General features: G+C 73.2%; 18 protein-coding genes. 6 read left to right on the top strand and 12 right to left on the bottom strand.

The features are described 5' to 3' along the window. Positions 1-7: 7 nt before the first annotated feature. The 6 genes from LG395_RS09475 to LG395_RS09450 form a co-directional block, all read right to left on the bottom strand. A complete protein-coding gene (locus LG395_RS09475; protein ID WP_225809076.1) occupies positions 8-763 on the bottom strand; it encodes an SDR family oxidoreductase in 756 nt (251 codons plus the stop codon). A 5-nt stretch (positions 764-768) separates the two neighbouring features. Next, a complete protein-coding gene (locus tag LG395_RS09470) occupies positions 769-2553 on the bottom strand; it encodes a glycoside hydrolase family 15 protein (RefSeq protein ID WP_225809075.1) in 1785 nt (594 codons plus the stop codon). A gap of 222 nt (positions 2554-2775) precedes the next feature. Further along, positions 2776-3606, bottom strand: a complete 831-nt coding sequence (locus LG395_RS09465) for an SURF1 family cytochrome oxidase biogenesis protein (RefSeq protein WP_225809074.1) — start codon at positions 3604-3606, stop codon at positions 2776-2778. Positions 3607-3622: 16 nt separating this feature from the next. Next, positions 3623-3856, bottom strand: coding sequence for a metallothionein (locus LG395_RS09460; protein ID WP_059248576.1), 234 nt, complete (start codon positions 3854-3856; stop codon positions 3623-3625). A 99-nt stretch (positions 3857-3955) separates the two neighbouring features. Next, positions 3956-4939 (bottom strand): DEDDh family exonuclease, encoded by a 984-nt coding sequence (locus tag LG395_RS09455; RefSeq protein ID WP_171157601.1) that lies wholly within the window; start codon positions 4937-4939, stop codon positions 3956-3958. A 131-nt stretch (positions 4940-5070) separates the two neighbouring features. Next, the gene (locus LG395_RS09450; protein WP_225809073.1) at positions 5071-7677 is read right to left on the bottom strand and encodes an MXAN_6230/SCO0854 family RING domain-containing protein; all 2607 of its coding nucleotides are present in this window, start codon (positions 7675-7677) and stop codon (positions 5071-5073) included. Between the two features lie 258 nt (positions 7678-7935). On the opposite strand from LG395_RS09450, the gene LG395_RS09445 reads away from it, so the two are divergent. Together LG395_RS09445 and LG395_RS09440 are read left to right on the top strand one after the other, a co-directional pair. After that, positions 7936-8646: a VIT1/CCC1 transporter family protein gene (locus tag LG395_RS09445; protein ID WP_225809072.1), complete on the top strand. Its 711-nt coding sequence runs from the start codon at positions 7936-7938 to the stop codon at positions 8644-8646. Between the two features lie 144 nt (positions 8647-8790). Next, complete coding sequence (locus LG395_RS09440) at positions 8791-9837, top strand: zinc-dependent alcohol dehydrogenase family protein (RefSeq protein WP_225809071.1); 1047 nt, start codon at positions 8791-8793, stop codon at positions 9835-9837. Between the two features lie 9 nt (positions 9838-9846). Here the strand turns inward: LG395_RS09440 and LG395_RS09435 are convergent, their stop codons facing one another. The 3 genes from LG395_RS09435 to LG395_RS09425 form a co-directional block, all read right to left on the bottom strand. Further along, positions 9847-11280: a CoA transferase gene (locus LG395_RS09435; RefSeq protein WP_225809070.1), complete on the bottom strand. Its 1434-nt coding sequence runs from the start codon at positions 11278-11280 to the stop codon at positions 9847-9849. Between the two features lie 69 nt (positions 11281-11349). Continuing rightward, the gene (locus LG395_RS09430; RefSeq protein WP_225809069.1) at positions 11350-12867 is read right to left on the bottom strand and encodes a S8 family peptidase; all 1518 of its coding nucleotides are present in this window, start codon (positions 12865-12867) and stop codon (positions 11350-11352) included. 99 nt (positions 12868-12966) lie between these two features. Next, a complete protein-coding gene (locus LG395_RS09425) occupies positions 12967-14493 on the bottom strand; it encodes a S8 family peptidase (RefSeq protein WP_225809068.1) in 1527 nt (508 codons plus the stop codon). A gap of 285 nt (positions 14494-14778) precedes the next feature. On the opposite strand from LG395_RS09425, the gene LG395_RS09420 reads away from it, so the two are divergent. The 3 genes from LG395_RS09420 (at position 14779) to moaA (ending at position 17963) form a co-directional block, all read left to right on the top strand. Continuing rightward, a complete protein-coding gene (locus LG395_RS09420; RefSeq protein ID WP_171157614.1) occupies positions 14779-15135 on the top strand; it encodes a DUF485 domain-containing protein in 357 nt (118 codons plus the stop codon). Next, complete coding sequence (locus LG395_RS09415; protein ID WP_171157616.1) at positions 15132-16787, top strand: monocarboxylic acid transporter; 1656 nt, start codon at positions 15132-15134, stop codon at positions 16785-16787. Before LG395_RS09420 ends, LG395_RS09415 begins: the two co-directional genes overlap by 4 nt. A 186-nt stretch (positions 16788-16973) precedes the next feature. After that, a complete protein-coding gene (gene moaA, locus LG395_RS09410; protein ID WP_171157618.1) occupies positions 16974-17963 on the top strand; it encodes a GTP 3',8-cyclase MoaA in 990 nt (329 codons plus the stop codon). Positions 17964-17972: 9 nt separating this feature from the next. Here moaA and LG395_RS09405 read toward each other — a convergent pair whose 3' ends face one another. Then, complete coding sequence (locus tag LG395_RS09405) at positions 17973-18191, bottom strand: hypothetical protein (protein ID WP_014671880.1); 219 nt, start codon at positions 18189-18191, stop codon at positions 17973-17975. A gap of 234 nt (positions 18192-18425) precedes the next feature. Beyond that, positions 18426-18845 carry a DUF3099 domain-containing protein gene (locus LG395_RS09400; RefSeq protein ID WP_225809067.1) on the bottom strand — a complete coding sequence of 140 codons (420 nt, stop codon included), beginning with the start codon at positions 18843-18845 and terminating at the stop codon, positions 18426-18428. A 246-nt stretch (positions 18846-19091) separates the two neighbouring features. Here LG395_RS09400 and LG395_RS09395 point away from each other — a divergent pair, with 246 nt between their 5' ends. Beyond that, positions 19092-19373, top strand: coding sequence for a GlsB/YeaQ/YmgE family stress response membrane protein (locus LG395_RS09395; RefSeq protein WP_171157622.1), 282 nt, complete (start codon positions 19092-19094; stop codon positions 19371-19373). Between the two features lie 78 nt (positions 19374-19451). Here the strand turns inward: LG395_RS09395 and tyrS are convergent, their stop codons facing one another. Then, entirely contained in the window at positions 19452-20720 is a 1269-nt protein-coding gene (gene tyrS / locus LG395_RS09390) for a tyrosine--tRNA ligase (protein ID WP_225809066.1), read from the bottom strand. Between the last annotated feature and the right edge of the window lie 16 nt (positions 20721-20736).

Below are 20736 nucleotides of genomic sequence, written 5' to 3'. Positions count from 1 at the left end.
GTGGTTCCTAGAACCCGTGCCGCGTTCCGCCGTCCACCGGCACCATGACCCCCGTCACGTAGGAGGCCGCCGGGGACAGCAGGAACGCCGCCGTCCGTCCGAACTCCTCGGGCGTCCCGTACCTGCGCAACGGGATGCGGGACTCGTTCGCGGCCCGGGTGGCCTCCGGGTCCGCGGACAGCCCGTCCAGCTCCCGCATGCGATCGGTGGCGATGCGTCCCGGCAGCAGGCCCACCACACGGATCCCGCGCGGCCCCAGCTCGTCGGCGATCGACTTGGCGAACCCGGCCAGTCCGGGCCGCAGCCCGTTGGACACGGTCAGCCCCGGGATCGGCTCGTACACCGAGCCCGACAGCACGAACCCGATGACACCGCCCTCCTGAAGCTCGGCCGCCGCCGCCCGGGCGAGCCGTACCGCGCCGAGGAACACCGACTCGAACGCGGCGCGCCACTGCTCGTCGGTGTTGTCGGCGACGAACCCCGGCGGCGGCCCGCCCACGCTCACCAGTACGCCGTGGAAGCCGCCGAAGTTCTCCCGGGCGGCGGCGATCAGCCGCTCGGGAGCCTCGGGGGCGGCGTTGTCCACGGCCACGCCCACCGCGTTCGGGCCCAGTTCGGCGGCCGCCTCGGCGACCCGCTGCTCGTCCCGGCCGGTGACGACCACCTTCGCCCCGTCGGCGACGAGTTCCCGCGCGGTGGCGTTGCCCAGCCCGCGCGTCGCTCCGGTGACCACGTACACCCGGTCCTTCAGTCCAAGATCCATGGTCCCTATCCTGCCCCGTCGTCCGCGTGGAGGATCAGCGCGGTGTTCACCAGGCCGACGTGGCTGAAAGCCTGCGGGAAGTTGCCCAGCTGGCAGCCGTCCACCGGGTCGTACTCCTCGGCCAGCAGGCCCACGTCGTTGCACAGGCCCACCAGCCGGTCGAACAGCTCCCGCGCGTCCTTCGTCCGGCCGGTCAGGTGCAGCGCGTCGGCCAGCCAGAACGAGCAGGCCAGGAAGGCGCCCTCGCCGCCCGGCAGACCGTCGATCACCGAGTCCCCGGTGTCGTAGCGGCGCAGGAAGCCGTCGTGGGCGAGAGCGTCGCGGACCGCGTCGACCGTGCCGACCACCCGCGGGTCGTCCGGCGGCAGGAACCCGACGCGCGGGATGAGCAGCAGGGAGGCGTCGAGCTCCCGGGAGCCGTAGTACTGGGTGAACGTGTTGCGCTCCCGGTCGAACCCCTTCTCGCAGACCTCCCGGTGCACCTCGTCGCGCAGCCGGCGCCAGCCCTCCAGGTCGCCCCGCAGCTGCGAGTACCGCTCCAGGGTCCGCACGGCCCGGTCGGCGGCCACCCACACCATCACCTTGGAGTGCACGAATCGGCGACGCCCGCCGCGCACCTCCCACAGGCCCTCGTCCGGCTGGCGCCACGCCGACTCCAGGAACGTCATCAGCGAGCGTTGCATGGCCCACATGTGCGGCTTCGTGGGCAGGCCGGAGGAGCGGGCCAGCGACAGCGAGTCCATCACCTCGCCGTACACGTCCAGCTGGAGCTGGTCGACGGCGCCGTTGCCGATGCGTACGGGGGAGGAGCCGGCGAAGCCGGGCAGCCAGGGCAGCTCGGTCTCCCGCAGCCGCCGCTCGCCCGCGACGCCGTACATGATCTGCAGCTCGGCCGGGTCGCCGGCGACCGCGCGCAGCAGCCAGTCGCGCCAGGCCTCGGCCTCCTGCTGGAAGCCGGCCGCGAGCAGCGCGCCGAGGGTGAGGGTGGAGTCGCGCAGCCAGCAGTAGCGGTAGTCCCAGTTGCGCACGCCGCCCGGCTGTTCGGGCAGTGAGGTGGTGGCCGCGGCGACGATCCCGCCGGTCGGGGCGTAGGTGAGGGCCTTGAGGGTGATGAGGGACCGTACGACCGCGTCCCGGTACGGTCCGTCGTACCGGCACTGGCGGGCCCAGCGCCGCCAGTCGGTGACGCTGCTCTCCAGTGCCTCGTACGGGTCGATGAGCGGCGGGCGTCTCTCGTGCGAGGGGTGCCAGGTGAGCACGAACGCGACCCGCTCGCCTTCCGCGACGGTGAACTCGGCGTGGGTGCCGTAGTCCTCGCCCCAGGTGCGCACGGACGGCTCGGCGCGCAGCCAGACGGAGTCCGGCCCGGCGACGGCCACCCGGTGGCCGTCCGAGCGGCGCACCCACGGCATGACCGAGCCGTAGTCGAAGCGCAGGCGCAGCGTGCTGCGGACGGTGACGCGGCCGCTGACGCCCTCCACGATCCGCACGACGTCGGGGGCGCGGTCGCGCTGGGGCATCAGGTCGGTGACGCGCACCACGCCGTCGGCGGTCTCCCACTCGGTGTCGAGCACCAGGGTGTCGCTTCGGTAGGCGCGGCGGGTGCAGACGTCCGCCCCCTTCGGCGCGATCCGCCAGTGGCCGTGGTCCTCGTCGCCCAGCAGCCGGGCGAAGCAGGAACCGGAGTCGAAGCGCGGCAGGCACAGCCAGTCGATCGAGCCGTCCTTGCCGACCAGGGCCGCGGTCTGTTCGTCGCCGATGAGGGCGTAGTCCTCGATGCGCGCCTTCACGGGATGCGGTTTCCCGGGCGACCAGGAGGCCAATCAGCTGGAACGCCAGGGGAGTGACGCACACGGCCGGTGGGCGGCACAGGACACGGCGACCGGAGGGCCGGGACGCGTGGCCCGCTCGGACCCGGGCGGGTTGCCGGGAGGCGCGGCTGGCTTGAATCCAGACGGCGCGTCCGGAGGCCCGGCCGCTGGCACGGTGGCGGTCTGCCGGGAAGCCCCCGTTCACACCGTGGCCGGTTCGGGCTCCTCCGGCTGTTGCTGGGCCGCGGCCTCCTCCTGGTCGCGGATCTCCCGTCGGACCAGGAACCACCAGCCGACGGGCACGGCCGCCGCGAACAGCCACCACTGGATCATGTACGCGTAGTTCAGCGGCGCGTCCTCGCTGCCCGGGTCGGAGATCTGCTCCGGGGAGCCGCCCTTGGGGTCGGGCGCCGTCTGCTGGATGTAGCCGCCGAGCACGCGCACGCCGAGTCGCCGGGCCTCCTCCTCGCTGTTGATCAGCATGATCTGCCGGTCGGGGAGGCCCTCGACGTTCTTGATCCCGCTCGCCGAGGTCGTCTCGTCGGCCATCAGCCGCCCGGTGACGGTGGTCCGGCCGGCCGGCGGGGCGGGGATCTTCGGGAACGCGGTCTGCGCGCCGTCCGCCGGGACCCAGCCGCGGTTGACGAGCAGCACCTTGCCGTCGTCGAGGACGAACGGGGTGAGGACGTGGAAGCCGACCTCGCCGTCGGCGTTCGTCCGGCGCCGGACCACGACCTCCTTCGCGGTCTCGAAGGTGCCGGTCGCGGTGACCGTGCGGTACTTCTCGGCGCGGGTCACAGCGTGCCCGGGGGAGGTCAGCCGCTCGACCGGGACCGGCTCGGCGTGCAGCGCGGCGGAGACCAGGTCGTTGCGGGCGGTGCGCTCCTCGTAGCGGTGCTGCTGCCAGAAGCCCAGCCTTATCATCGTCGGGATCAGCGCGATCGCGACGAGGGTGAGGATCACCCACTGGCGGGACAACAGGAAGCGGTAGCGGTGCACCCCACGACGGTACCTCCGAGCCGCGGGGCGCATTCAGGCGGGTACCGGGTCAGACCCGGTCGACGATCCCCGTCCTCCCCTCCTGGCGGGCGCAGTGCGCGCCGCAGTACCAGTGGCCCTCCACCTCCACGCCCTGGCCGATGATCTGCACCCGGCAGTGCTCGCAGATCGGGGCCATGCGGTGGATCGCACAGGAGAAGCAGTCGAAGACGTGCACCGCGCCCTGCGCGTGCACCTCGAAGGTCATGCCGTAGTCGTTGCCGCACACTTCACATGTCGCCATGCGCCACAGGGTGAGCCGTCGCCGGAGCCCCGGCGAGCGGGCGCCGGGTGAGTCGTCCGGCAATCACCCGATCGTACGACGACCCGACACGCGGCGCGTTCACCCGTCGGCGGGCTCGACGTCCCCCAGCAGCTGCCCGAACGCGGCCTCGTCCACGATCGGCGTGCCGTACTGCCGGGCCCTCACCGTCTTCGACGTGCCCGAGTCGGGGTCGTTGGTCACCAGCAGGCTGGTCAGCCGGGAGATGCTGGTGGCGACGTGCAGCCCGGCCTCCACGGCCCGGTCCTCCAGCAGCTCGCGCTCGGTCGAGGTGTCGCCGGAGAAGGCCACCCGCATGCCCTGTTTGAGACGTTTGCCGTCTTCGTAACGACCCGGGTTGGGATAGGGGCAAGCGGGCCTTTTGCGCGAAGGACGCCAACCGCCGGTCCGGTAGCCGCCGTAGCCACCCGAGGCCTGCCGGGGCACGGGCCGGTCCGACCACTCCGTCAGCGGCCGGCACTCCAGCAGCGGCAGCCGTACGCCGCCCGCCGCCGCGGCCCGCAGGCTCGGCCGGAACGCCTCCGCCAGCACGCGCGCGTCGTCCAGCGCGTGGTGCGCCCGCTGCTGCACCACCCCGAAGTGCGCCGCCAGGGACTCCAGCTTGTGGTTGGGCAGCGGCAGCCCCAGCTCCTTCGACAGGGCGATGGTGCACAGCCGCTGCCGCACCGGCGCCTCGCGCCGCACGCGCGCGTACTCCCGCGCGATCATCTGCCAGTCGAAGACGGCGTTGTGCGCGACGAGGACCCGGCCCTCCAGCCGGGCGGCGAACTCCTCGGCGATGTCCGCGAACAGCGGCGCGCCGGCCAGCGTCTCGCTCGTCAGACCGTGTATCCACACGGGGCCCGGGTCCCGCTCCGGATTGACCAGCGTGTACCAGTGGTCCTCGACCTCACCGCGCGCGTCCAGCCGGTAGACGGCCGCGGAGATGATCCGGTCGTCCCGGGCCAGGCCGGTGGTCTCCACGTCAACGACCGCGTATCCCAGCGGATACGCGGCCGGCCACTCGGTGGCGGAGGACACTGCGGGCGCACGGTCTTCGAGCATGGTCACTGAGGATACGGGCCACGACTGACAGCACGGTCCCTCAGGTCCCGTTCGCACGCCCGGGCTCGCCCTCCCGCTCGGCCACCGCACACCCGTGCCCGAGCGGCGGCGGATTCACCGCCGCCCGGCGCTCACCCCAGCGCCGCCACCAGGTCCCCCGCCGTCAGCGGCACGAGCCCGCAGCCGTCGGCGGGGCCGGGCAGCAGCCGGTACACCTCCCCGGTCGCGCCCTGCGGTGCCACCCCGCCGTGCACCAGGGCCAGCAACACGCGCTTGTTCGCCGCCGCTTCACCCGCGCGTGCGTCGGCGTCCGCGGCGCTGCCCGCCGGCTCCCGCCGCTCCGGCGCCTCAAGGACCCGGATCCGCGCGGCGAACGCGGCGTCCGCCTCCCCGTCCCGGCGCCGGTAGTGCCACAGCTCGTCAACGGTGCCCTCGACGGGCGCGCGCCGCACGACCAGTACCTCGTCGCCCCGCGCCGCCGCGTGCCACACCGCGAGGTCCCACAGCGTCGTACGGCCGCGGGCGAAGTACCCGGACAGGTCCCGGGCGATACGGCCCAGGTCCTCCCGGTGCCGGGTCACGTCGTGGTAGCCCTCGGCCGACGGCAGATGCAGGTCCGTCCACAGGAACGTGCGCCGGCGCAGGTCGACCAGCATCGGCACGTGGATGCGCGAGTCGCCCTCCAGGTCGTAGCGCTGCCGCACCGCGCGCGGGTGGTACCCGGCGCCGCGCGCCTCCTGCGCCGCCGACGGCAGCGCCATGAAACCCGCGAAGGCGTCGGGCAGTTCCTCGAACGGGATGTCGTTGAAGCTGAGGACGACCGGCACCGCGTACCGCACGCCCCGCCCGCCGAGCGCGCCGAGGTCCAGGTCGACGTACTCGGTGGCGCCGTCCGGAGCCGGAGCCGACGTCAGGTCGCCGGAGTGGACGGCCCACCGGTCGCCGTACACGAGGTTCGTGTAGTCGCACAGGCCGGCGAACTCCCAGTCCTCGTCGTACAGCGCCACCGACAGGTCCAGGTCCACCCGGGTCCCCGCGGGCTCCGTCCAGTGCAGGAACAGGCGCAGCACCTCCCCGGCGGGCAGCGGCTGGGCGCTGCCGCGCGGCACCGACACCAGCGCCTTGGCGGCGGCACGCTCGGCGGACGGCACCGCGAGCCCCGCGAGCGCCGAGTCCAGCACCGCCAGGTCGAACCGAGATCCTGCGCCCAGGCGGCGCAGCGCCTCCGCCTCCAGCAGCGCGCACACGCGTGTGGTGACCGCCTCGGTGAACGGCGGGCGCGTGTCGTCGGCCGTGTACGCGTGCGTGACCCGACCGCGCGGGAAGAACACCCGCCGGCCGCCGGGCAGATGACGCACGCGCAGCCGGCCCAGCGCGGCCAGCAGCGGGCCGGGACCGGCCCCGGGCAGTGCCCGCCGCAGCACCTCGTCGAACTCCTCGGGCAGTACGTCGAGTTCGCGCAGCCGCAGCAGGTGGTCGAGGCGGCGCAGCAGCTCGCCCGGCCGCTGCCGAAGGAGGTCGAGCGCGGCGCCGGTGTCCCGCCCGGCCAGCGCCTGTTCCGTACGCGCGCGCCAGGTGGCCGCCCGGATCCGGCCGTCCGCGACCCGGACGGCCTCCGGGTGCGCGGCGGCCGTGCGCAGCAGGGCCTCGCCCAGGGCGCTGCCGGGCACGACGGCCGTGCCGCGCAGCACGGCGAAGGCGAGGACGGCCCCGGGATGCCGGGCGTGGTGCTCGAAGGGGTGCAGCGTCTCGGCAGCCCGCTTCCACGCGGCCGGGTGCCGCAGGACGTCCTCCACCAGCGAGGGCACGGCGAAGGAGTCGAGCAGGCCGAGCAGCCGGCGGCGCAGCGCGCGGGGCAGCGAGCGCAGCCGGGGCGGCGCCATGAGGTCCGCCGCGCCGCCGGACCACACGCACAGCAGCCGCAGCACGTCCGTCGCGGTCGTCAGGTGCGTGCCGAGCAGGGCGGTGGCCGCCACGCGCGTGTGCCGGTCGCGCAGCAGGCTGCCGAGCACGAGCGCCTTCGTCTCCCGCACCGGGATGTCCGCCGGGAACCAGCCGAGGTCCGCGGGCGCGTGCGCCAGCAGCACCGTCAGGTCGGCGCGGTCCTGCGCGGGCAGGGGAGTGCGCCGGGCCAGCAGCGTGCGCAGCGCGTGGACCGTGTCCGCGCGGACGTCCGTGCCGAGCGCGAGCGGCTTCAGCGGGCCGGTGGGCACCTTCCGGGGGCGGCGCGGCTCGCCCGGCACCAGGAACGGGTCGGCGGGGTCGATCCGGCGGCGGCACAGCGGGCAGCCGGTGTAGTCCGCGCCGTCCCAGCACGCGCGGCACACCAGATGGGCGCACGGCGCCACCGGGTGCACGGTGCCCACCGTGCCGCACAGCACGCACGGCTGGGCGGGCCACTGCAGCAGCAGGGCGAAGACCCGGTCGACGTACAGCCCGAAGGTGTCGTCCGGCACGGAGACGGGGAAGGAGCGGAACAGCGGCATGTGGGTGCGGTCCGCGCCCAGTTCGGCGTCCAGGTGCCGGATCAGCCGCCGGCCGGCGTCCGCGAGCCCGGCGGGGCCCAGCCAGGCGAGGGCCGCGCGCAGCCGCGCCGTCGGCGCGAAGCCCCGGTCGAGCAGTTCGCCCTCCAGGGCGGTGAGCCCCTCCGCCGTCGACGGGTCGCCCGGGCGTGGTCCGGCCTGGTCGACGTAGACGGTACGGAGACGGCGGAGCAGCACGGACGCCAGTTCGGACAAGCGGAATCCCCCGGGTGCGGAGAAGAAGGTGGGGCGGGGGCGGAGAGTGGGCGCGCTGTGGATTCCAAGGGTGAAGAGAAGGAAGCACGCCGGCGGAGCCGCCCCCGCGCTCAGGAACGGTAGGCGTACGGCAGTTCGGGCGCCAGCGAATTTCCGGGGCGGCACCGGCGGGTGCCGGCGGCCGGCGCGAGCGGCCCGCTGCCCGCGCGCGGGGCGTCGGTGCGGCGGGCGTGAGCGCGGGATGCGATCCTCCCTGGTGTGACGGAACCCACCCATGACGAGCCCCACGGCGGCACGCTCGGTGTCCGGCTGAACTGGCTCCGGGCCGCCGTGCTCGGCGCGAACGACGGCATCGTGTCCACCGCAGGACTGGTCGTCGGGGTGGCCGGCGCGACCGGCAGCCGCAGCGCCCTGCTCACCGCCGGGCTGGCCGGCCTGCTCGCCGGCTCGATGTCCATGGCGGCCGGCGAGTACGTCTCCGTCTCCACCCAGCGTGACTCCGAGATGGCGGCGCTGGCCGTGGAGAAACAGGAGCTGCGCGAGCAGCCGGAGGCCGAACTGCGGGAGCTGACCGAGCTGCTGGAGCAGCGCGGCCTGTCCCGCGAGGTGGCCCGCGAGGCCGCCGAACAGCTCACCGCGCGGGACGCGCTGCGGGCCCACGCGCGCGTGGAGCTGGGCATCGACCCGGACGCGCTGACCAACCCCTGGCACGCGGCCTGGGCGAGCTTCCTGTCGTTCACCGTGGGCGCGCTGCTGCCCCTGCTGGCCATCGTCCTGCCCCCGGCCGGCTGGCGGCTCGCCGTCACCGTCGTCTCGGTCCTGGCCGCCCTGACCCTCACCGGCTGGAGCAGTGCCCGCCTCGGCGCGGCGGCCCCGCGACGCGCGGTCCTGCGGAACGCGGCGGGCGGCGCCCTGGCGATGGCGGTGACGTACGTGGCGGGAAGTCTGCTGGGGGCGGTGGGGGCGTGACCGCGCGGGCCACCCCCCTGGCCGCGCGGCCGGCGGTGGCCCCGGCGTACGGTGAAGTGGGCCCGGCACCCCGGGCTCGATGACCGTAAGACCCTGTGCCACCCCGCACACTCCCGTACGACCTCCACGAGAAGGATCCCCGCCATGCGCGCCACCACCATCCACGCCCCGTTCGAGCTGCGCGTGGAGGACGTGCCCGAGCCCGTGGTGCAGCTGCCCACCGACGCCGTGGTGCGGGTGCTGCGGGCCTGCATCTGCGGCAGCGACCTGTGGGCCTACCGGGGCGAGGCGGCCCGGCAGCCGGGTCAGCGCATCGGGCACGAGTTCCTCGGCGTCGTGGAGGAGACCGGCTCCGAGGTGAGCACCGTCCGGCGCGGTGACCTGGTGGTCGCGCCCTTCATGTGGTCCGACGGCGTCTGCGACTACTGCCGCGAGGGCCTGACGACGTCCTGCCAGCACGGCGGCTTCTGGGGTTCCGTCGGCTACGACGGCGGCCAGGGCGAGGCCGTCCGCGTGCCGTTCGCGGACGGCACCCTCGTCCGGCTCCCCAAGGACGCGGCCTCCGACGACCACCTGCTGTCGGCCCTGCTGACCCTCTCCGACGTCCTCGGCACCGGTCACCACGCGGCCCTCGGCGCGGGTGCGCGGCCCGGCGCCACGGTCGCCGTCGTCGGTGACGGCGCGGTCGGCCTGTGCGCCGTCCTGGCCGCCAGGCGGCTCGGCGCCGAGCGGATCATCGCGCTCGGCCGGCACGAGGTGCGCACCGACATCGCGCGCCGGTTCGGCGCCACCGACGTCGTCGCCGAACGCGGGGACGCGGCGGTCGAGGCCGTCCGCGAGCTGACCCGCGGCCAGGGTGCCCACGCCGTCGTGGAGGCGGTGGGCACCGAGCAGTCCATGCGGACGGCCGTCGGCATCACCCGCGACGGCGGCGCCATCGGCTTCGTCGGCGTGCCCCACGGCAGCGGCACCGGCCTGGACCTCGGGGTGATGTTCGACCGGAACCTCGCCCTGCGCGGCGGTGTCGCGCCGGTCCGCGCCTACATCCCCGACCTGCTGCCGGACGTGCTCGACGGCACGATCGACCCCTCGCCGGTGTTCGACATGACCGTCGGCATCGAGGACGTGCCCGCCGGCTACAAGGCCATGGACGAACGCACCGCGCTCAAGGTGCTGGTGACCAACGGCTGAACCGGCCCGTCAGCGCCACGTGGCCGGGTCCGACCCCCACGGCACCGGGGGCCGCGCCCAGTCGGTGGGGCCGCCGGCGAAGGACACGGCCGGGCGGGCGTGCCGGAGGCGGCCCAGGGGGCCGTCCGTCTCGGCCAGCCAGGCGTCGGGGCCCGCGTACGGCGCCCCCTCGGCCGCCGTCGGCCGAGGGCCTCCCGGCTGGATCACGCCGGGCTCAGGGGCCTGATCCGCACGACGGACCCCCGTGCCCTCGGTGAGCCAGTGGGCGGTCCGGGCCAGCGCCAGCCGGACCAGCCGGCTCCCGCCGTCGTACGACTGCTCGGTCAGCGCCCGCAGCACCGCCGCCGCCAGCAGATAGCCGGTTCCGTGGTCCAGCGCCTGCGCGGGCAGCGCGCCGGGCCGGTCCGTCGAGCCCTCGGTGACCGCGATGCCGGTCGCGACCTGCACCAGGCTGTCGAAGCCCCGCCGGCCGCCCCAGGGCCCGTAGCCGCCCCACGCCGACACCTGGGCCACGACCAGGCCGGGGTGCCGCTCGGCCAGCGCGCGCGGTGCGAGCCCGAACCGGTCGAGCGCGCCCGGGCGGTACCCGGTCACTACGACGTCGGCGGTGCGCAGCAGCTCCTCGAAGGTGTCCCGGCCGGCGGTCAGGTCGAGCGTGGCGGACCGCTTGCCGAAGCCCGTGTCGGCGTGCTGGTCCGGCAGTTCCGGCAGCCAGGGTGCGTCCACGCGCAGCACGTCCGCGCCGAGCAGGGCCAGGGTGCGGGTGGCGACCGGGCCGGCCAGCACCCGGGTCAGGTCCAGGACGCGCAGCCCGGCGGCGGGCAGCAGGACGGCGGCGGCCGGGTCCAGCGGCGGCAGCACGCGCGCGGGTGCCGAGTCCAGCCGGGCGCGCTCGACGAGGGGCCGTGCCGCCACCTCGGCGGCCTGCGGGTGCGCCCGCCACTCCCGCGGGGTGCGCAGGGCCACGGCGAGGCCACCGGCGCCGAGCACGGCTTCCTCGGTCTCCCGGGCGGAGCGCTCGGCGAGGCGGCCGGCGACATCCTCGGCCGAGGCGTCCGCCGGCAGTCCCAGCGCGCCGAGCAGCCGGACCCGGTGGTGCGGGTAGTTGGCGTGGGTGCGCACCGAGCCGTCGGCCGTGCGCCAGAACCGCGACAGCGGTGCGAAGAGCGTCGGCGCACGGCCGTCCACCTGGAGGACCCGCTCGCTGTGGAAGGCGGTGGCGACCGCGCCGTCGTCGACCAGGACGCCGGGCACCTCGGCGCGTCCGGCCCGGTGGGCCGCCAGTTCCGCCGCGGCCAGGGCGCAGGCGCCGACGCACGCCCGGGCGAGCTGCCGGACGGGAAGACGCGCCGGGAGCGCGCCTTCCCGTCCGACGGTGGTGAGCCGGGCGAGACGAGCGGGATCGCCGCCCAGAGCGGACCACGCGTACGTGATAGTCGTCATGACTGCACTATGCATTATTGAGTGAATCAATATGTGCAGGGTGCCGCCGTGCGGTCCTCGGGGTGGGGGCTACCGGGTCACCGCGGCCAGCGCGTCCGCCGTGCCCCGGCCGTAGAAGCCGTTGTAGTTCCTCGACCCCTCGCAGACCGCGTCCACCTTGCCGTCACCGTTGATGTCGTACGGGTCCGTGCACGGGGTGGCGTTGGCCTCGGCGTACAGCAGCGCCTTGACCAGGGCCGCGGAGGCGTGCGGATGGGTTGACTTGATCAACGCGGCAACGCCGGCGACATGCGGTGTCGCCATGGACGTCCCGGCCATGTAGCCCCACTTGCCGCCCGGCAGCGGGCCCAGGATGAGGCCGCTGGTCGCCGGCGGCTCCGGCTTCTGGTACGCGGTCGAGTCGCCGCCCGGCGCGGCGATGTCTATGACGCCGAGACCGTAGTTGGAGAAGGACGACTTGAGGCCCTTGGCGCCCGTGGCCGCCACCGTCACGACACCCGGCAGCTGGGTCGGTATGTCGTAGCACTCGTGCGGGTCGATCACCCGGTCCGAGGGCGTGCCGTCGTTCGGGGACACCGGGTCGGTGATCGAGTCGGACGCGAGGTCGTAGCTCTCGTTGCCCGCCGCCGCGACGTTGACCGCGCCCTTGCGCTCCGCGTACCGCGAGGCCCGGGTGATGGCGTCCACGAGCGCCTTCTGGTCCGGGTCGGTGGTGCAGTTGAAGTACCACGGGTCGGTGTAGTAGCTGTTGTTGGTCACGTCGACGTGGTGCTCGGCCGCCCACACGAAACCGCAGACCACGGCCTCGGTGTAGAAGTAGCCGTCCGGGTTGGCGACCTTGATGCCGGCGACCTTGACGCCCGGTGCCACGCCGGTGACGCCCACGCCGTTCTTCGCGGCGGCGATCTCGCCCGCCACGTGCGTGCCGTGCGGGCTCTCCGACGCGCTCGGCCGCCAGGCGCCGTCCGTCGTGTCCGGCTTCCCCGACACGCAGTTGGCGGACGCGGCGCGGTCGAAGTTGGGCGCGATGTCCGGGTGGGTGTCGTCGACGCCCGTGTCGATGACGGCGACCGTGACGTCCCGGCTGCCCAGCGTCTTCTCGTGCGCCTTGTCAGCCTTGATGGCGGGCAGGTCCCACTGGAGCGGTTCCAGCGGGTCCTGGCCGTCGGCCGCCGTCACCCGGGCGGCCTCCTCGGCGGTCAGTGCCTTCGGCGTGCCCATGTCGGTGGTGGACTGCGCGGGCAGCGGCGCGTTGCGCGTGGCCCCGGCCGAGTCGACTCCGCGTACGGCGCGGATCCGCTGGGCGAAGCCGGGGGTCGACGAGTGGGCGACGATCACGCCGATCCGGTCGTACGCGACCACCACCGAGCCCCCGGCCTCGGCGATCGCCTTCTGGACACGCGCCGAGGCGGCGTGTCCGGGGCGGACGTTGACGACGTAGCTGAGCGCGGGCGCGTCGGCGGAGGCCGCCGGGGTGCCGGTGGCGGCGGACGCGTTGACGCCGGGCAGGAACGCGAGGGCCGTGGCCAGGGCCATCCCGGCGGGGAGGGCGAGGGCGCGGCGGTGGCGCGGCTTGGGCGCGGTCATGGCTGTTCTCTCCAGTTCGTTCGCGGTGCGAGCGCGTCGTGCGGGACATCTGGTGAAGCGCCGTCGGACGACGACGGCGGTGTGCGGGCCGCCGGCCGGCTACTCGACGGCGCGCAGCGCGTTGACGACACCGAAGCCGTAGAAGCCGTTGACCCGCTTGCCGCCGGCGCAGGTCGCGTCCACGACCCCGTCGCCGTCGCCGTCGTACGGCCCGGCCGGGCAGCCCGGGTTGTCCGCCTGGGCCTTCAGCAGCGCCCGCAGCTGGGCGGGAGTGGCGTGCGGGTGCGCCGACTTGAGCAGCGCCGCCACTGCGGCCACGTGCGGGGAGGCCATCGAGGTCCCCTGGAGGAAGCCGTACTGGTCGTTCGGCAGGGTGGACAGGACGCGGCCGTTCCTCGACGGCGTGTCCGGGATCTGGTACTTGTCGCCGCCCGGCCCCGCCACGTCGACCACGCCCCGGCCGTAGCTGGAGTAGTACGACTTGGTGCCCTTCACGCCCACCGCGCTCACGGTGACCACACCGGGCAGCTGGGTCGGCACGTCGAAGCACGCGTGCGGGTCGATCGTGCGGGTCCGGGCCGTCGAGTCGTCGGGGCTGGAGTCGTCCACGACGGCGTCGGAGTCCAGGTCGTCGTTGGAGTTGCCCGCCGAGGCGACGTTGAGCGTGCCCTTGCGCTGGGCGTACAGCTGGGCCCTGTTGACCGCGTCGACGATGGCACGTTGATCGGGGTCGTCCATGCAGTTGTACAACCACGGATCAACGTAGTAGCTGTTGTTGGTGATCTCGATGCCGTGGTCCGCGGCGAACACGAACGCGCAGACCACGCTCTCCGGGTAGAACAGCGACGTCTCGTCCGGCTGGGCCACCGTGATGCTCGCGACCTTCACGCCCGGCGCCACACCGGCCACGCCGATGCCGTTGCGGGCGGCGGCTATCTCACCGGCCACATGGGTGCCGTGGTAGTGGCCGGCGTCCGCCGGCCGCCACGCGCCGTACGTCGTGTCCGCCTTGCCGCTCACGCAGCTCGCCGACTGGGACGCGGAGAAGTTCGGGGCTATGTCCGGGTGCGTGTCGTCCACGCCGGTGTCGATGACCCCGACCGTGACGTTCCGGCTGCCCGGATCCACCTTCGCGGCACGGTCGGCGCCGATCGCCCGCAGGTCCCACTGGTCCGCCTCCAGCGGCTCCTCGCCCGCCGCCGCGCCCGCCGCGATCCGCGCCCGCTCCGCCCGGGACAGCACCTGCACCGCGCCCTCGTCCGTCGTCCCGGCCGCGCTCAGCGGCGCGGTCCGGGTGGCACCCGCGGAGTCGACCCCGCGCACCGCCCGCATCCGCGCGGCGAAGTCCGGGTTCGCGGAATGGACGACGACGACGCCGATCCGGTCGTAACCGGCCACCACCGTGCCGCCGTTGCGCGCGATCTCCCGCCGCACGGACGCGATCGTGCGGTCGTCCGTACGGGTGTTGACCACATAGGCGAGAGTCGGGCCGTCCGCCGCCCGCGCCACCGTTCCCGCCGCGGGCGCCGCCGAGGCCGCCGACGGCAGGAAGCCGAGCGAGGCGGTCAGCGACAGCACGACGGGCACGGCGAGCGCGAGCCGGCGTCTGGAGCGCAGATGAGCCATGGGATCTCCACATCATCCGGATACGAAACCGCCCGGACACGGTCGTGTTCGGGCAGGTACATGGCGGGTGGTGCAGGCCGAAGCTATCTTCCGCGCCCGATCTCCGAAAGAGCGCGACGGACTTGAACCGGCCCGGGCGGGCCGCCGTGACCGTGGACGGGGGGCCCGTCGAAGCGGGCACCCCTCGTACCGTGATCACAGAACGGAGTCGCCCCGCGACTAGAGGTAACGTGATCCCGGTTCTGTGAAGCCAGACAGCGCACGTCCGTCACGCGAGGAGAGCCCGTGGCCACCGAGACACCGCCACCCGCGAAACACCCAGCTTCCCTTCCCTCCACCGAGGAGTTCACCGAGGTGCAGCAGAGCGCGGAGTTCGGTGAACTGCGCCGCGCCCACCGCTCCTTCGCCTTCCCGCTGACCATCGCCTTCATCGCCTGGTACCTGCTGTACGTCCTGCTGTCCAACTACGCGGGCGGCTTCATGGGCACCAAGGTCGCCGGCAACATCAACGTGGCCCTCGTCCTGGGCCTCGCCCAGTTCCTCACCACGTTCCTCATCGCCTGGTGGTACGCCCGGCACGCCGCGGCCAAGCTCGACCCGAAGGCCGAGGCCATCAAGTCCCGGATGGAGGGCGGCGCATGAGCCCCGCGCAGCACACCCTGACGGCCACCGGCCGGGCCTCGCACACCCTGCTCGCCGCCGGCGAGGCCAGTGAGCACCGGACGCTGATCATCACCCTGTTCGCGGTGTTCGTCGCCGCGACCCTCGTCATCACCGTCTGGGCCGGCCGGCAGACCAAGGACGCCGCGGACTTCTACGCCGGCGGACGGCAGTTCACCGGCTTCCAGAACGGCCTGGCCGTCTCCGGCGACTACATGTCCGCCGCGTCCTTCCTCGGCATCGCCGGTGCCATCGCCCTGTTCGGCTACGACGGCTTCCTGTACTCCATCGGCTTCCTCGTCGCCTGGCTCGTCGCCCTGCTCCTGGTCGCCGAGCCGCTGCGCAACTCCGGCCGCTACACCATGGGCGACGTGCTGGCCTACCGGATGCGCCAGCGTCCCGTCCGCACGGCCGCCGGCGCCTCCACGATCGTCGTGTCGATCTTCTACCTGCTCGCCCAGATGGCCGGCGCCGGCGTCCTCGTCTCGCTCCTGCTCGGCATCACCAGCGACGGCGGCAAGATCGGCATCGTCGCCCTGGTCGGCGTGCTGATGATCGTGTACGTGACCATCGGCGGCATGAAGGGCACCACCTGGGTGCAGATGGTCAAGGCGGTCCTGCTGATCATCGGTGCCCTGCTGCTGACCTTCCTGGTCCTGCTGAAGTTCGACTTCAACATCTCCGACCTGCTCGGCAAGGCCGCCGACAACAGCGGCAAGGGCAGCGCCTTCCTGGAGCCCGGTCTGAAGTACGGCGCCACCGGCACCACCAAGCTGGACTTCCTCTCGCTCGGCATCGCCCTGGTCCTGGGCACCGCCGGCCTGCCGCACATCCTGATCCGCTTCTACACGGTCCCCACCGCCAAGGCCGCCCGCAAGTCCGTCATCTGGGCGATCGGCCTGATCGGCGCCTTCTACCTGATGACCCTCGCCCTCGGCTTCGGCGCCGCCGCGCTGATCAAACCGGACGAGATCATCGCCTCCAACAAGGCGGGCAACACCGCGGCACCGCTGCTGGCCCTGCACCTGGGCGGCGTCGACTCCGACTGGGGAGCCATCCTGCTCGCCACCATCTCCGCCGTCGCCTTCGCCACGATCCTCGCGGTCGTCGCCGGCCTGACCCTCGCCTCGTCGTCCTCGTTCGCGCACGACATCTACGCGAACGTCATCAAGAAGGGCCAGGCCGGCGAGAAGCAGGAGATCGGCGCGGCCCGCTGGGCGACCGTCGGCATCGGCGCGGTGTCCATCGTGCTCGGCGCCCTGGCCCGCGACCTGAACGTGGCCGGCCTGGTCGCCCTCGCCTTCGCGGTCGCCGCCTCCGCCAACCTGCCGACCATCCTCTACAGCCTGTTCTGGAAGCGGTTCACCACCACGGGCGCCCTGTGGTCCATCTACGGCGGCCTGGTCACCGCGGTCGGCCTGGTGCTGTTCTCCCCGGTGGTCTCCGGCAAGCCGACCTCGATGTTCCCCGACGTCGACTTCCACTGGTTCCCGCTGGAGAACCCCGGGCTCATCTCCATCCCGGTCGGCTTCCTGCTCGGGATCGTGGGCACCCTGCTGTCGAAGGAGACCCCGGACGAGGACAAGTACGCGGAACTGGAGGTGCGGTCCCTGACCGGCACCGGAGCGCACTGAGGCGAGCCACGCAGAGTACGCACCGGCGACCGCGTCGTCACGGACTGTACGGTCCTACGACGCGGTCGCGCCGTACCTCGTGGGATCGTGCCGCTGTCGATGTCAGCGGCGTCACGTAGGCTCGCAGGTGACGCCCGACGCACGCGCGACCGAGAATGAGTGACCGGGAGAGGGAGGGGGGCCTACGTGCTCATCGACACCTACGGCCGGGTGGCCACCGATCTGAGGGTCTCGTTGACCGACCGGTGCAACCTGCGCTGCACCTACTGCATGCCCGAGGAGGGCCTGCAGTGGCTGGCCAAGCCCGACCTGCTCACGGACGACGAGATCGTCCGCCTCGTCGACATCGCGGTCCGCACGCTCGGCATCGAGGAGGTCCGCTTCACCGGTGGTGAACCGCTGCTGCGCCCGGGCCTGGTCGGCATCGTCGAGCGCGTCGCCGCGCTGGAGCCGCGCCCCCAGATGTCCCTCACCACCAACGGCATCGGTCTGAGGCGCACCGCGACCGCGCTGAAGGCGGCGGGCCTGGACCGGGTCAACGTCTCCCTGGACACCCTGCGCCCGGACGTCTTCAAGACGCTCACCCGCCGCGACCGCCACAGGGACGTGCTGGAGGGCCTGGAGGCCGCCCGCGAAGCCGGGCTGAACCCCGTCAAGGTCAACGCGGTCCTGATGCCGGGGCTGAACGACGACGAGGCCCCGGACCTGCTCGCCTGGGCGGTGGAGCACGACTACGAGCTGCGCTTCATCGAGCAGATGCCCCTGGACGCCCAGCACGGCTGGAAGCGCGAGGGCATGGTCACCGCCGGGGACATCCTGGCCTCCCTGCGCACCCGCTTCGACCTCAGCCCCGAGGGAGCGGACGAGCGCGGCTCGGCCCCGGCCGAGCGCTGGCTGGTCGACGGCGGCCCGCACCGCGTCGGTGTGATCGCCTCGGTCACCCGGCCGTTCTGCGCGGCCTGCGACCGCACCCGCCTCACCGCCGACGGCCAGATACGCACCTGCCTGTTCGCCACCGAGGAGACCGACCTGCGCGCCGCCCTGCGCTCGGGCGCCCCGGACGAGGAGATCGCCCGCATCTGGAAGCTCGCCATGTGGGGCAAGAAGGCGGGAGCGGGCCTGGACGACCCGACGTTCGTCCAGCCGGACCGCCCGATGTCGGCGATCGGCGGCTAGGGCTAGGACCTAGGCCCCTTCGGCCGCCCGCCACTCGTCGAACGCCACGACGTCCTTCAGGAAACCCCGCACCCCGAGGAACTGCGACAGGTGCTCGCGGTGCTCCTCGCAGGCCAGCCATGTCTTGCGCCGCTCCGGCGTGTGCACCTTCGGGTTGTTCCACGCCAGCACCCACACGGCGGCGGCACGGCAGCCCTTGGCGGAGCAGATCGGGGTCTCGTCACTCACGGGTTCGTCTCGGGTTCGTCTCATGGGCACGGACAAGGGGCGCAGACAAGGCGACGCCGGGCAGCCACGGGGGGAGCTGCCCGGCGTCGGTCCATCGCTCCGACGGGGGATGCGGAGCGCGTACGCAGTATGTCACGGCTACCCCGCCGCCCGGCACCGGAACAACAGGATTGATCTGAGCTTTTCTTGAGCTTGGCGCACGGCCGCATTCCGCTTCTCATGCGTCCGGCGTGCTCAGACGGGATCGGCTCGCTCACCGCGCGCTCCGGGCGCCGAATTCGTCGGCACGTCCTGCGTCGCGGACTCCCGCACGGACTGCCACCCGGATTCCGCCCGCCCGTCCTCGGTCTCCGACGGCGCGATCATCGGCCGCATCGGCGCGGTGACGAACGTGGACGGCAGGGACGGCGGCTTCTCCCGTCCCGCGTTGGCGATCACCACCGCGATGTAGGGCAGGACCGCGCCGAGCACGAGCGCGACGATCGCGACGTACCGCTCGACGTTCCACAACGAGACCGCCAGGATCACCGACACCGTACGGATCCCCATCGAGATCACGTACCGCCGCTGCCGGCCCCGTACGTCCTCGGCGAGTCCGGTCCGGGCACCGGTGATCCGGAACACCTGGACGCCGCCGCCGTGCTGTTTCCGCATCACATTCCACCATCCGCCCGCATCGGACCCTCCCCGACCCGCACCCTCGTCCACCGCCGGCGGGGAACCGGCCGGGGACACAACCCACGGTACGCCGCGCCCGCGCCGCCTTCGAGACCGGGTCACCCCCGGCCTGCGACGACGCCCGGGAGCCCCGCCGCGTACGGGGGAACCCGACATGCGCCGTACGGCGGAGCGAACCACACTGACCGTAATGCTCACGTCGAGCCGTACGAGGAGGCAGCCATGGGCTGGTTGTGGGCGATCATCGTGGGATTCGTGCTGGGTCTCATCGCCAAGGCGATCATCCCGGGCAAGCAGCACAGCCCGCTGTGGCTGACCACCATCTGCGGCATGCTCGGCGCCATCGTGGGCAACGCGGTGGCCCGCGCCGTCGGCGTGGCGGAGACCCGCGGCATCGACTGGAGCCGCCACATCTTCCAGCTCGTGGCCGCGATCATCATCGTCGCCGCGGTGGACGCCCTCTACATGGCGACGCTGGGCAAACGGAAGCAGCAGCGGGCGTGACCTGGAAGGGGCGCGGGTCCCGCACGACCAGCCATCACGTGGCCGCAGTCGTGCGGGGGCCCCGCGCCCCTCTGACGCTCAGGCGCCCGTGACCTCCACGGCCGCCAGATTCCTCTTCCCGCGCCGCAGCACCAGCCACCGCCCGTGGATCAGATCCCCGGCGGACGGCACCGCGTCCTCGGCCGTGACCTTGACGTTGTTCACGTAGGCCCCGCCCTCCTTCACGGTCCGCCGCGCGGCGGACTTGCTCGCGACCAGACCGACCTCAGCGAACAGGTCGGTCACCGGAGCCAGCTCGGTGACCCGGGCGTTCGGCACCTCGGACAGCGCCGCCGCCAGCGTCCGCTCGTCCAGCTCCGCCAGCTCGCCCTGCCCGAACAGGGCGCGGGACGCGGCGATCACCGCGGCCGTCTGGTCGGCGCCGTGCACCAGCGTCGTCAGCTCCTCGGCGAGCGCCCGCTGCGCCGCCCGGGCCTGCGGCCGCTCCGCGGTCTGCCGCTCCAGCTCCTCGATCTCCTCACGCGACCTGAAGCTGAAGATGCGCAGGAACTTGGAGACGTCCCGGTCGTCGGCGTTGACCCAGAACTGGTAGAACGCGTACGGCGTGGTCATCTCGGGGTCGAGCCACACCGTGCCGGACTCGGTCTTGCCGAACTTGGTGCCGTCCGCCTTGGTGATCAGCGGGGTGCCCAGCGCGTGCACCACGGCCTCCGGCTCGACCCGGTGGATCAGGTCGGTGCCCGAGGTGAGGTTGCCCCACTGGTCGCTGCCACCGGTCTGGAGGGTGCAGCCGTGCCGCCGGTACAGCTCCAGGAAGTCCATGCCCTGCAGGATCTGGTAGCTGAACTCGGTGTAGCTGATGCCCGCGTCGGAGTTGAGCCGGCGGGAGACGGCCTCCTTGGCGATCATCTTGTTGACCCGGAAGTACTTGCCGATGTCCCGCAGGAACTCGATGGCCGACAGGCCCTGGGTCCAGTCCAGGTTGTTGACCATCACCGCGGCGTTCGGCCCGTCGAAGTGGAGCAGCGGCTCGATCTGCGCGCGCAGCCGCTCCACCCAGCCGGCCACGACCTCCGGCGCGTTCAGCGTGCGCTCGGCCGTGGGCTTCGGGTCGCCGATGAGACCCGTGGCACCGCCGACCAGCGCCAGCGGACGGTTGCCCGCCTCCTGGATGCGGCGCATCGTCAGGATCTGCACGAGGTTGCCGAGGTGCAGGCTGGGCGCGGTCGGGTCGAAGCCGCAATAGAACGTGACGGGGCCGTCCGCGAACGCCTTGCGCAGTGCGTCCTCGTCCGTGGAGAGGGCGATGAGCCCCCGCCACTTCAGCTCGTCGACGATGTCCGTCACGGTTCTCGTGTCTCCT

Source organism: Streptomyces spinosus (assembly GCF_020400655.1).
Taxonomy (GTDB): Bacteria; Actinomycetota; Actinomycetes; order Streptomycetales; family Streptomycetaceae; genus Streptomyces; species Streptomyces argyrophylli.
This window is presented reverse-complemented; position numbering and strand designations above follow the sequence as displayed.

Coding starts and splice junctions, on each gene's coding strand:
- LG395_RS09475 (WP_225809076.1), bottom strand. CDS start 763: ATGGATCTTGGACTGAAGGACCGGGTGTACGTGGTCACCGGAGCGACG.
- LG395_RS09465 (WP_225809074.1), bottom strand. CDS start 3,606: ATGCGCCCCGCGGCTCGGAGGTACCGTCGTGGGGTGCACCGCTACCGC.
- LG395_RS09460 (WP_059248576.1), bottom strand. CDS start 3,856: ATGGCGACATGTGAAGTGTGCGGCAACGACTACGGCATGACCTTCGAG.
- LG395_RS09455 (WP_171157601.1), bottom strand. CDS start 4,939: ATGCTCGAAGACCGTGCGCCCGCAGTGTCCTCCGCCACCGAGTGGCCG.
- LG395_RS09440 (WP_225809071.1), top strand. CDS start 8,791: ATGCGCGCCACCACCATCCACGCCCCGTTCGAGCTGCGCGTGGAGGAC.
- LG395_RS09435 (WP_225809070.1), bottom strand. CDS start 11,280: ATGACGACTATCACGTACGCGTGGTCCGCTCTGGGCGGCGATCCCGCT.
- LG395_RS09430 (WP_225809069.1), bottom strand. CDS start 12,867: ATGACCGCGCCCAAGCCGCGCCACCGCCGCGCCCTCGCCCTCCCCGCC.
- LG395_RS09425 (WP_225809068.1), bottom strand. CDS start 14,493: ATGGCTCATCTGCGCTCCAGACGCCGGCTCGCGCTCGCCGTGCCCGTC.
- LG395_RS09415 (WP_171157616.1), top strand. CDS start 15,132: ATGAGCCCCGCGCAGCACACCCTGACGGCCACCGGCCGGGCCTCGCAC.
- LG395_RS09400 (WP_225809067.1), bottom strand. CDS start 18,845: ATGCGGAAACAGCACGGCGGCGGCGTCCAGGTGTTCCGGATCACCGGT.
- LG395_RS09395 (WP_171157622.1), top strand. CDS start 19,092: ATGGGCTGGTTGTGGGCGATCATCGTGGGATTCGTGCTGGGTCTCATC.